11 protein-coding genes are annotated in these 10,869 nt (G+C 63.4%); 7 read left to right on the top strand and 4 right to left on the bottom strand.

Going from position 1 to position 10,869, the window contains the following annotated elements; translation table 11 throughout:
• Window positions 1-375: 375 nt before the first annotated feature.
• Together HZB53_16370 and HZB53_16365 are read right to left on the bottom strand one after the other, a co-directional pair.
• The gene (locus HZB53_16370; GenBank protein MBI5879224.1) at window positions 376-1,443 is read right to left on the bottom strand and encodes a DUF362 domain-containing protein; all 1,068 of its coding nucleotides are present in this window, start codon (window positions 1,441-1,443) and stop codon (window positions 376-378) included.
• A 215-nt stretch (window positions 1,444-1,658) separates the two neighbouring features.
• Window positions 1,659-1,871 (bottom strand): cold shock domain-containing protein, encoded by a 213-nt coding sequence (locus HZB53_16365; GenBank protein ID MBI5879223.1) that lies wholly within the window; start codon window positions 1,869-1,871, stop codon window positions 1,659-1,661.
• A gap of 888 nt (window positions 1,872-2,759) precedes the next feature.
• On the opposite strand from HZB53_16365, the gene HZB53_16360 reads away from it, so the two are divergent.
• From HZB53_16360 to HZB53_16330, 7 genes are all read left to right on the top strand, one after another.
• On the top strand, window positions 2,760-3,554 hold the full coding sequence (locus HZB53_16360) for a hypothetical protein (protein ID MBI5879222.1): 795 nt from the start codon (window positions 2,760-2,762) through the stop codon (window positions 3,552-3,554).
• A 199-nt stretch (window positions 3,555-3,753) separates the two neighbouring features.
• Entirely contained in the window at window positions 3,754-4,380 is a 627-nt protein-coding gene (locus HZB53_16355; GenBank protein MBI5879221.1) for a hypothetical protein, read from the top strand.
• Window positions 4,381-4,631: 251 nt separating this feature from the next.
• Window positions 4,632-5,909: a hypothetical protein gene (locus HZB53_16350; GenBank protein MBI5879220.1), complete on the top strand. Its 1,278-nt coding sequence runs from the start codon at window positions 4,632-4,634 to the stop codon at window positions 5,907-5,909.
• Window positions 5,910-6,056: 147 nt separating this feature from the next.
• The gene (locus HZB53_16345; GenBank protein ID MBI5879219.1) at window positions 6,057-6,416 is read left to right on the top strand and encodes an SHOCT domain-containing protein; all 360 of its coding nucleotides are present in this window, start codon (window positions 6,057-6,059) and stop codon (window positions 6,414-6,416) included.
• 127 nt (window positions 6,417-6,543) lie between these two features.
• A complete protein-coding gene (locus HZB53_16340; GenBank protein ID MBI5879218.1) occupies window positions 6,544-6,972 on the top strand; it encodes an OsmC family protein in 429 nt (142 codons plus the stop codon).
• Between the two features lie 214 nt (window positions 6,973-7,186).
• Window positions 7,187-7,717: a hypothetical protein gene (locus HZB53_16335; GenBank protein ID MBI5879217.1), complete on the top strand. Its 531-nt coding sequence runs from the start codon at window positions 7,187-7,189 to the stop codon at window positions 7,715-7,717.
• Window positions 7,718-7,765: 48 nt separating this feature from the next.
• Complete coding sequence (locus HZB53_16330; GenBank protein MBI5879216.1) at window positions 7,766-9,697, top strand: S8 family serine peptidase; 1,932 nt, start codon at window positions 7,766-7,768, stop codon at window positions 9,695-9,697.
• A gap of 84 nt (window positions 9,698-9,781) precedes the next feature.
• Here the strand turns inward: HZB53_16330 and HZB53_16325 are convergent, their stop codons facing one another.
• A complete protein-coding gene (locus HZB53_16325; protein ID MBI5879215.1) occupies window positions 9,782-10,195 on the bottom strand; it encodes a hypothetical protein in 414 nt (137 codons plus the stop codon).
• Window position 10,196: 1 nt separating this feature from the next.
• The gene (locus HZB53_16320) at window positions 10,197-10,616 is read right to left on the bottom strand and encodes a hypothetical protein (protein MBI5879214.1); all 420 of its coding nucleotides are present in this window, start codon (window positions 10,614-10,616) and stop codon (window positions 10,197-10,199) included.
• Window positions 10,617-10,869 lie beyond the last annotated feature (253 nt).

Here is a 10,869-nt window from a genome sequence, read left to right as displayed (position 1 = left end):
TGCCGCGCGCGGCCGACAGGTTGTGCAGCAAGGTGCGGCGGCTCAGTTCCAGCCAGTTCAAGTAGTCTTGCACGTCGTTTTCTCCGTCAAAGATTTACCGCAAAGCACGCAAAGCGCGCAAAGCAATACAAGCAAAACGCAGAGAGCGCAGAGAACGCAGAGAAAAGCGATATGGTAACTGTCCGCAGGGATGTCGAAGTCGTATGCAGAACGACCGGCGATATTCTCGAGAGCGTGACTGGCAGTTTCAGCTATCAAGTCGTCCTTTGCGCTCTTTGCGTCCTTTGCGGTTAAATGGTCTTTGTTTTCCTCTGTGCTCTCTGCGTTCTCTGGGGTGAAGGCCGGAATCTGCGCGCTCTGCGGTAAGCAAGCGGTCTAGGCCGCGATCTCCTCGATCTTGATGCTCTTGAGGTCGAGTGTGCCGGTTCCGCGCGCCGCGCTGGCGGCGATGTAACTGATGCTCTCCGGCTTGAGGCCGAACAGCGTCGCGGCGTAGGCGTCGGCGGCGACGATGTCGGCGCTGGCGATCAGCGTCTTCTGCAGCTTGACGTCGGACAGGCTGCCGCCGGTGGGGCCGTTCGCCATCAGCATCCGGTACGCATCGACGATCGTGAGGCGCGGCTTGAACAGCGTGGCCAGGTCCGCCAGCCGTTCACCGATGCCGGAGTGGATGCTCTCGCGATTCTGAATCAGCCCCATCAGGTTCTTGTGCGCCAGCGTCAGCCGCGCCAGGTTGTGATGCTTCGCGATTGGCACATCGATGAGCACATCGGCCTTGAGCGCATCCTGGTAGACCGGCCACTTGTGGATGTCTTTGCCCGCCGGGATGTCGGTCTCCTTGAACTTGAGCGCGGTCATGGTGACCATCTGTCCGCCAGCGGCGCGCACCGCGTCGCCGATCTGGCTGATCTTGTACGCCTGATCGGCCGAGCCGCCGAATGGGTAGTCCATCACCGTGACCGATGACGCGCCCGCTTCACGGCACATCTGCACGATGGCGGCGACGACCTGCGGGTTCGTCGTGGCGGCATACTCCGGGCCGTGGTACGCAACGCAAATGTTCGGCTTGACCAGCACCGACTGGCCTTTCTGGACGAAGCGCTCCATGCCGCCCAGCGCGCGCACGGCGCGCCGCGCCAGTTCGGCCGGGTCGTCGCCGCGCGCGACCGCCAGGTAAGTACCGACCGGCGCCGTGGGCGCCGCGGCTACTGGCGTTGGCTGCGCTTTCGTCGGCAATGCAGTTGCGGCACGCGTTGCGGGCGTGCTGCTTGCCGTCGGCGCTGGCGCGGTGGCGGCAGTGGGTTCCGGCGGTTCCGGCGTGATCGTCGGCGGCACGGCAGTTGGCGTTGGCGAGCCGGCCGGGGCGCAACCGGTCAGTTGCGCGACAAACGCCGCGGCGCTGACGGTGATCGCACCGCGCAGGAACTGGCGACGGGTGAACATAGCAGGCTCCGTATAAAAAGACGAGGGCGACCGCAGAGTGTGTGCCGCACGCTCTGATTCATTGTGGTGCCTGCACCGCATTCGGGTAGGGTGGGGTGTACCGCAAAACAGGGGACAGGTGACACGGCCCGGCGAGGACAAGAAGACAGCAGCTGCCGGTTTGCGGAGCTGCTGTCAGCGACGATGACCATTGAGCGGGTGATCCCGCAGCAGGCCTATTGCGGAATAACGTTCTGGGCCTGCAAACCCTTTGGGCCGGTCGTGATCGAGAACTCGACCGCCTGGCCTTCCTGAAGGGTGCGATAACCCTGGGACTGGATCGCCGAGAAGTGGACGAAGACGTCTTCGCCGCCGGGTTGAGCCAGGAAGCCGTAGCCCTTCGCAGCGTTGAACCATTTGACGGTGCCGGTCACGCGATTTTCCGACATGGGGGACACTCCTTGTGTCAGTAAATGTTAGGACTGTCGAGGTGCGCCCACTCGATGCCGCCGAAAATAAAACGCGCCCGACGGCACGACGTTCTTGCCGGAAGGCGACATTTGTTCCCTGCGCTCATCTGACTGGCATTCCCTTCGTCCTACAGGCGCTAATATACACGGGTTGAAGTCGGCTGTCAAGTGATTTCAGTCCGTGAAGCAGTGCGATTTAGTGCGACTATTATTGCCGGACGGCGCGTGTTACCAGGGCATTGGCTTGGCATTGGCAGGGGCGATTCAAAAGTCTCTTCACAAACTGGGCGATCGTGCCCTGAGAATTCCAGGGCGCCGCAGCGACGTGCGTGCGGACAGAGGCTGGTGCGACACCTGTACAGCCTGTCATTCCGGCATGCTTTTAGCAGCAATTCTCAATTTGCCTTTGTACGGGGGGATTGGCGCGGCGGCGCAGCCGCCGCGCCAATCCCCATTCACTTTTCCCCTTCTCCCCCGCGCGCGCGGGGGAGAAGGGGCCAGGGGATGAGGGGGGCAACTTGGTGGCCAGACTCCAAAATGAGAATTGCTGTGCTTTTAGCCGGAATCCAGCGGACGTATCCTTGTCGGCCAGTCGGACGCGCGCGGGAGTGGATGCCGGCTTACGACACGCCGGCATGACAACCTGTGGCGCCGTGGACAGCCGGCCCCTCACATGAGTTGAAGTTTCTGTGCAGCCGGTCTCTGAGCCTGTCGAAGGGCAGGAAGATGCGCGCGCTTCGACGGCGTTGTGTGCCGCTCAGCGCCCGCTTCGTCGGATTATGGCGATGCACTATGACTTTAGAATGGCCCCGGCATTGGCTGCCCTGCGATTCGCAGCGCGCGGCGACCTGATATACAATCGTCCGCATGTTCAAGCTCAATCCGGCATACCCCACGGCTGCGCACGAGCGCGCCGCGCAGGTCATCACCGAGCACTTCCGGCGCGGATACCCGGTCGATGCGGTGCTGCTCGTCAACTCGTGCGCGCGCGGCAAGGCCGTGCCCGATTCATGCCTCGACATCGTCGTCTTCGCGCGCGCAGACGTGATGCGCATGCGCCGCGAGTTGTGGCAGAAGCAGTGGGAGGCGTTCTATGAATCGGACTCCGCAATCGCCGACCTGCGCCGGGTGGGCCGCTATTCGGAAGTCCACCTCGACTTTGTCGACGGACGGTTTGCACCGCGAGAGCGCGATGAAGCGGCCGGTCCCGATAACTTTGAGCTTGAGGTCGGCAATTTCATGGCGTACAGTGTGCCGCTCTGGCAGGGCACCGATTTCTATGAACGACTCAAGCGCGAATGGCTGCCCTACTATGCCGAGACCCTGCGCCGCGACCGGCTTGCGATGGTACGGCGGTACGGTCTCGACAATCTCCGTCACATTCCTCTGTACGTCAAGCGCAACCTGCACTTCCAGGCGTTCGACCGGCTCTACAACGGCTACCGCGAGTTCCTGCAGGCGCTCTTCATCGCGCGCCGCACGTACCCGATCGCGTACAACAAGTGGATCCGCGAACAGTTGGTCGATATGCTCGGCATGCCGGATCTGTACGAGCAAGTCGCGCACCTGTTCGAGATTCGCCGCTTTGAGAGCGATGAACTGGTCGCGAAAGGGCGACTTGTCGAACAGTGGTTTGAGCAGTATGCGCCCGCGCTAACGTAACCCCCCGTCCAATCCGGATCCGGTCAGCCGCGACACGCGGCCCCTGTGAACCGCCGGCACCACCTGACGGATGTCCCGCGTGGCCGGTGGCAATCGACCCTCAACGCGACTCGCGGCGTATGGAATAATCGGCGTTGCGTATGCCTGTGCGGAGCTCGGGCGTGGCCCGACTCTCGCGTTCGCCTGCGGGAGGTGAGTCATGATGACCTGGTATGTCGTGGGCATTTGGCTGGGCATTGCACAACTCGCGTTGGCGTGCATGCCGCCTACGGCCCGCCCGCCGACCCCCACAGCAACCGCGACGGTCGCTCCGAAAGCATCCCCCACGCCGCCGCCCACAGTCGCCCTGATCCGGTTCGAAAACGACGATCTGACCTTTACGTATCCGGCCAATTTCCAGACGTTGGCGGAGATCTTTCCCGGCTACCGGTTTGGCGGTCGCTATCGCGATATGGGCGTCAACGAAGTTATCGCGCTTGGTGACCCGCTCACGGCCGGCCCCGGAACGAAGTACGACATCGCCGTGACGCTGGCGCGCAAGCCGCTGTCGCCCGGCGCGACCCTGGAAAGCGCAGCGCGCGAGTCGTATGCCGCGCCGACTACGCAGGTGCGCGACTTTGTGTTTAGCGCCTGCGAAGGCATGGCGGACTGCTATGATGCACGTTACGCGCGCACCTGGGGCACGCCCTGGTGGTGGACGCACGATGTCTGGTCCGCGCACGGCGGTTACGCCTACGTGCTCTCCTATGGTTCGGCCTCGTCGAGTATGTTCGCACACTACGATGTGATGTTCGCTTCGATTGTCGCCAGCCTGCGGTTCAAATAAGGGCGATGCGCGTTGAGTTGGCGCGTAAACTGTCTACTCGATACCTCTGAGTGTCCCGTCAAGAATGTGACATTTGCCCCTTATTCGCGCTACGGACCCGAACCATACTATTGAAGGCGGCTGTCTGTAATGATACGCCGCCCGGTTCGGTATCTATTGCAGACGGTCACTGCGCGACAAAGGATCGACGCGTCAGGGCGAGCGCTGTGTCACTTATGAAAGGAGAGCTTGCGGCGATGAGGATCTTGCGTATGCTTCCGGCGTTGGCACTCTTCCTGCTGTTTAGCGCGACCACCTACGCGCAGGGACCAGGCCCAACGCATACGGACCCGACGTGGAAGGCTTACTATTACGGAAACTTTAGCCTGGCGGGCGTGCCCGTCTTTCAACGCGATGAAGCAGATATCAACAACGACTGGGGCGCCGGTTCGCCCGATGCGAGTGTGCCGGTCGATACGTTCTCGGCACGCTGGACGCGCACGGTCGACCTGACGCCGGGCATCTATCGATTCACCGCCGTCTCGGATGACGGCATGCGCGTCTCAATCGACGGCATTCAGGTGTTCAACCGCTGGAACGATCACGCGGTCACGACCGATACGTTCGATTACACGCTGCCGGCCGGACACCACCAACTCGTGGTCGAATACTACGAGAACGTGGGCTTTGCGGTCGCCAAGTTTTCGTGGGTTTTGCTTACGGAGACGCTCTCCGGTTGGAGGGGTGAGTACTTCGACAACATGACGCTGACCGGGTCGCCGATCTTTGTGCGCGACGATCCGACGATCAATTTCAACTGGGGCATCGGCTCGCCCGGCGTGGGCGTCGGCAACGACGGCTTCTCGGTGCGCTGGACGGGCATTACCCCGGCGACGCCGGGCAACTATCGCTTCAAGGTCACGTCCGACGATGGCGTGCGGCTGTGGGTCGATGGGCATCTGCTCATTGATCAGTGGACCGACCATCCGGCGACAACGTATACGGGCGATATGGCGCTGGGCAGCTCGGTGTCGCTGGTGATGGAGTACTACGAGAACACCGGCTACGCCTCGGCCAAGCTGATCTGGGAGTTGCTCGCCCCGATCGGTGCGGGTATCACCACGGTAGACAACACCTCGACGTGGTTCGTGCGCGGCGGATCGGCGTCCGGCTGGCACACGGCCGCGGAAGGCTTTGGCGGTTCGCTGTATTGGACGCGCAACAACGACTGGGCGCGCGCGGGCTACAACTGGGCGCGCTGGTACCCGCACCTGGAGACATCCACCGGCATGGGCCTGTATGAAGTGTTCGTCTTCATTCCGTATAACTACACGACGACCGGGCGCGCGCGGTACTGGATCTCGCACGCGGGCGGCCTGACGTCGAAGGTGATCAATCAGGGCGCGTACAACGACGAATGGGTCTCGCTCGGCACGTACACGTTTGCCGGCAGCGCCACGGCAGATTTCGTGTCGCTGTCCGACATCACCGGTGAAACGCGTCTCTCGCGGCTGATTGCGTGGGACGCGGTCAAGTGGGTGCCTCGTTAAGCGTCTTCATCAGTTGGACGATGAGATAATCGTGCCATAATCGCCAAGACGGTGGATGAAGCCGGACACCCGAGTGACGCAGGGGCGGGAGGCAACAGGACAAGCCCTCCCGCCCCTGTTTCATGTGCGGCAGGGGGCGCGCTCACTGTGAAAAGCTCGACAATCTGGATCGGCGGTCTGATCGGCGTGGCGCTGGTCTGTGCCGTTGTGTTTGTGGCCGGCTTCCCGCTCATGGCGCGTGGGCATGGCGCGATGATGGGCGCGTACGGCGAATACGGCATGATGGGCGGGGGCGCCGTCATCGGCTTGTGGCGCCTGGCACTGATGGGCCTGTTCGGCTTGATCGTCGTGGCGGTCATTGGCACGGCCATCTCGCTCCGCACAGGGCACAACCCGGCAGAGCCCCCGGCTGCGGTGCTGTCGCCGCTCGACGTGCTCAAGCTGCGCTATGCGCGCGGCGAAATCGACAAAGCGCAGTTCGAGCAGATGAAGATTGATATCCGATAGCATAGTGCGCATGTAACCAGCGGCATGGTTGTTGCATCCAATGCAGTAGATTCTATTCTGGCGGTACGACTCGCGCGGGCGTCGCGGGTGCGAAAGGAGTGACATGGCGGAAAAGCAGCATACGACGATGGTCTGGAAGGACGGCATGGCGTTTGAGGGCACGACAACGACCGGCCACAAGATCATCATTGACGCGTCGCGCGAAGGCGGCGGCGAAGATCGCGGCCCGAAGCCGATTGAATTGCTCTTGACCGGTCTGGCCGGCTGCACGGCGATGGATGTGCTGTCAGTGCTGCGCAAGAAGCGCGAGCCGTTGAAGGGGCTGGAGGTCTACGTGGAGGGCGAGCGCGCCGGCGATCACCCGATGGTCTACAAGCACATCACGATCGTCTACCGCGTTTATGGCGATGTGAACGACGCGTCGGTTGCGCGCGCGGTCGAGCTGTCGAACACCAAGTACTGCGGCGTGCATGCGATGCTGGAGAAGACCGCGCACATTCACTCGCGCTACGAGATCATCCGCGAGAAAGACATGACGCCGGTTCCGGCGTCGTAGTCGCGCGATCGGTGCGACAATGCCGCCATGCCAGTCCGAGCGACTGGCATGGCGGCGTTTTGTTTGACGCGCCACACGCAGTCGGTACAGGCCGGATAGGCAGCCCCCGAACACCGCGGCGGCGGAATATGACGCGCGCGGTGTTTCGCGCCGGGTCAACATGGTATAATTATGAAGTGGGCCGGACCGAATTGCGCGAAGGGTTGGTATCCGTATGCACTTCCGGCAGCTGCCTGCTTGGTCGGCCATCGTGTTGTCGCTGGCAAGTCTCGCGGCGTGCGCGACACCGGCCGTGGCACCGGCGTCATCGCCCGGTGCGACAGCGACCGCAACCGTAATATCGCAGCCGGCCAAACCGGGTGGCAAGCTGACGCCGCGCCTTCAAATGCTCGCTTCGACGCCCGCACTGCGCGCCGCACCGGCCGCTGTGCTTGCCCGCGCACTCTCGTTGCCGGAGCAAGGCCCCGGCAGCCTGGTACTGGACGCCAACGGTCGTGTGCTCGTCACGATACGCGCCAGCGATGTATCGACGAGAACCCAGGAAACCTTACAGCATCTCGGCGTACACATCACGTCGGTCTCGGATCGCTATCAGCAAGTGAGTGCGTTTGTATCGATGGACGCTCTGAACACCATCGCCGATCTACCCGCCGTGCTCAGCGTGCAAGAGGAGCTGGCGCCCGGCTTCGGGGATGGGCCGGCTGGTGGTGCCGTGCCGCAGCCCAAGCCGTCTGCGTATCCGTGATGTATGCCCTCAAAGGTCGCCGGTTCGATTCGGCCAAGGAGTATTAGCGTGCGCCAACGATTCTATATCGGGCTCGTTGCAAGTGCGATCGTCGCCTTCGCGCTGTTCGGGAGCGCCGCCGCCGAAACGCGGGTGCCGCCCACGACCCCGCTCGTTGGCGCGCGCGCCGTTAAAGCGGATGGCAAGCTGTCGGCGCGACTGGCGATGCTTGCGCGCGCGCCGTCGCTGCGCGCGGCGTCCGCCATTGATCAAGCGCAGGCATTGAGTACGGCGCCGGCCGGGCCGGGCAGTCTGGTGCGCGATGCGCAGGGGCGTCTGCTGGCCGAAATACGCTCCGACGATCTATCGCCGGCCTATCAACAAGCCTTGCGCGCTGCCGGTGCAGATATTACACACATCTCGGAGCGCTACGCGACCATCGCGGCCTACCTGGATCCGGCGCGCTTGACTGAGATTGAGGCATTGGCCGCGACCCAGAGCGTGCAGGAAGCGCTGGCGCCGATTGTCGGCCATGCCGGGTACGCCAGCCCGGCCGGCCCGGCTTCCACCTGCCCGCAAGGCACGGCGGTGTCCGAAGGTGACACGCAACTGCGCGCGGCGCTGGCGCGCTCAAACTACTCACTCACGGGAACGGGCGTGCAGGTCGGCGTGCTGTCGGACTCATTCAACGATAACCTCGGCGCGTCCGCCGACGTGACGAGCGGCGATTTGCCCGGTGCGACCAACACGTGTGGTTACACGACGCCTGTCAATGTGCTGTACGAGAGTACCACGACCGATGAAGGCCGTGCGATGGCGCAGATCGTCCATGACCTGGCCCCGGCGGCGACGCTGAGCTTTGCGACGGCGAATGGCGGCCAGGTCGCGTTCGGCGACCACATTCGCGCGCTCAAGGCGGCCGGCGCGAGCGTGATTGTCGACGACGTCATCTATTTTGCCGAGCCGTATTTTCAGGACGGCATCCCGGCCGTGGCGATCTCCGACACGGTGCGGACCGGAGCGCTGTACTTCACGGCCGCGACCAACGTGAACGTGATTGTCGGGGGCAACAATGTGGCTTCAAACGAGGCGCCGGCCTACCGGCCGACGAGTTGCCGCGCCGGTGTCACCGATCCGTCGTGTCACAACTTCAACCCGAGCGGCGGCACACAGAACAGTCTCGACTTCACGCTGGCCTCCGGTTACGCCGTGCGGGTCGTCCTGCAGTGGGCCGAACCGTGGTACGGCGTCACTACCGATCTGGACGCGTATTTGACGAACGACGCCGGCACGGTGTTAGTGTCCAGCCTGAACAACAATCCGGGAACCACCCAGCAACCTTTTGAATACATGTACTACGGAAACTCCAGCGGCGTTCCGGTGAACCTGCATGTGAGTGTGTCGCGCTACTCGGGCGCTGCCACGCCGCGGCTCAAGGTCGTGCTGTTCACGAACTGCAACTGCGGCTTGAGCAATGTGTCACCGGCCACATCGGCGGGCGGAGACATCGTCGGCCCCACGATCATGGGCCATACGTCCAACCGCGACGCGTTCAGCGTGGCGGCCGCGCCGTACAATGACGACAACAACCCGGAAGGCTACAGCGCGCGCGGCCCGGCCGCCCATTACTTCGGACCGGTCGTCAATACCACGCCGGCGGCGGCGATCCCGACCGAGACCATCCAGCAGCCGGATTTCACCGCGACCGATGGCGGCTGCAATACGTTCTTCGGCGGGTTCAGTTCCGGCTGTTACCGCTTCTACGGCACCTCGGCGGCCGCGCCGCATGCGGCCGCTATCGCCGCGCTGTTGAAACAGAAAGCGAATGCGCTCGGCAAACCGCTCTCGCGCGGCACCGCGCAGATGATCCTGCAGACCTCGGCGCGTGCGATGAGCGGCGGCAATCTCAACTCCGTCGGCGCGGGATTGCTCGATGCGAATGCGGCGGTCGCCAAGTTGATCAATACGAAGTGGCTGTACTTGCCCGCGATCCTCCGATAAACGGAAGGTCGGTTTGCAACAAACTGAGTGGGCGCCGCGCGGCGCCCGCTCTTTTTTTGTGCGCGTGTCTCCGCGGACTCCCACCTAGCGTCCATCCAGCATCGGCTTGACGCGCGGCCAGGCGTGGAACACGAAGCAGGCGGCAGCGCCCGCCTCGCACAGTCGCCCCGCGAGCGTCACCGCGGCCGGCAGCCCGCTCAACTCCCCGGCGCCGGCTAGCCAGACGCCGGCATTCAGCAGGAAAAAAGCGGCCCATGCGAACCGCTCGCGGCCGCGCGATGTGCCGCGGCCGAACTTCGGCATGATCCAGAACGCGACGCCCATCACCATCTGCACCGTCCACCCGAACAGCAGCACCTCGATGTGCAGCGGAAGGAGCTGCAGCAGCCACGGCGCAAATGGCACGCCTTTATCGGCCAGCATCAGCGCGCCGAACGTGAAGCCGAGGCCGAGGTAGACCAGCGCGGCGCGCATGCACAGTCGGGTCAGGCGCGGCACGTCACTTGCCTTTCACGCGGCCCCACGTATTCGCGACAAATCCGAGCCCGGCCACCCATTGCAGTAGCGCGGAGAGCACCAGCAGCCCGCCCCACAACGCGCCGGGATTCTGCGCGTTGAGCGGCTCGGCGATGACTCGCATCAGCAGCCCGGCGTTAAGCAGGGCATAGACGGCCCAGGCCATGCGCTCGCTGCCGCGCGGCCGTTCTTTGGATAACGTCGGGAACAGCCAGAACACGACGCCGAAGATCAACTGCGCCACCCAGCCGAGCATAAACAGGTGGAAGTATACCGGCGTCAGGACGCCAACAATGTCCGGCAACTCGACCACGGCCTGTGCCATCAGCAGCAGGCCGACCAGAAGCGAGGCGACGAAGTAGAGCAGAGCGGTCTTGACGTACCAACGCGTGATCAGTGGCATGACAAGACGAGTGTAACACCAGGGAACGTGAACGGCAACAGGGAACAGTGAAAGGGTGTATTTCAGTTCTGGGGCGGCTATTGGGCCAACAACCCGTCATGCCCGCGTAGGGGCGCATGGCCATGCGCCCGCATCCAGCAATTCTCATTTTGGAGTCGGCTGCCAATATGCCCCCTCATCCCCTGCCCCTGCTCCCCCGCGCGCGCGGGGGAGCAGGGGAAAAGCTAACGGGGAGGTGCGCGGCGGCGCAGCC

The sequence above is a fragment of the Chloroflexota bacterium genome (assembly GCA_016235055.1).
Lineage (GTDB): Bacteria > Chloroflexota > Anaerolineae > JACRMK01 > JACRMK01 > JACRMK01.
The sequence above is the reverse complement of the archived record's forward strand: the minus strand, read 5'-3'. Positions and strand labels throughout refer to the sequence as shown.

What these genes read in the sequence shown, in the direction of transcription:
- HZB53_16360 (MBI5879222.1), top strand. Translation starts at nt 2,760, where the DNA reads ATGTTCAAGCTCAATCCGGCATACCCCACGGCTGCGCACGAGCGCGCC.
- HZB53_16355 (MBI5879221.1), top strand. Translation starts at nt 3,754, where the DNA reads ATGATGACCTGGTATGTCGTGGGCATTTGGCTGGGCATTGCACAACTC.
- HZB53_16340 (MBI5879218.1), top strand. Translation starts at nt 6,544, where the DNA reads ATGGTCTGGAAGGACGGCATGGCGTTTGAGGGCACGACAACGACCGGC.
- HZB53_16370 (MBI5879224.1), bottom strand. Translation starts at nt 1,443, where the DNA reads ATGTTCACCCGTCGCCAGTTCCTGCGCGGTGCGATCACCGTCAGCGCC.
- HZB53_16350 (MBI5879220.1), top strand. Translation starts at nt 4,632, where the DNA reads ATGCTTCCGGCGTTGGCACTCTTCCTGCTGTTTAGCGCGACCACCTAC.
- HZB53_16335 (MBI5879217.1), top strand. Translation starts at nt 7,187, where the DNA reads ATGCACTTCCGGCAGCTGCCTGCTTGGTCGGCCATCGTGTTGTCGCTG.
- HZB53_16365 (MBI5879223.1), bottom strand. Translation starts at nt 1,871, where the DNA reads ATGTCGGAAAATCGCGTGACCGGCACCGTCAAATGGTTCAACGCTGCG.
- HZB53_16320 (MBI5879214.1), bottom strand. Translation starts at nt 10,616, where the DNA reads ATGCCACTGATCACGCGTTGGTACGTCAAGACCGCTCTGCTCTACTTC.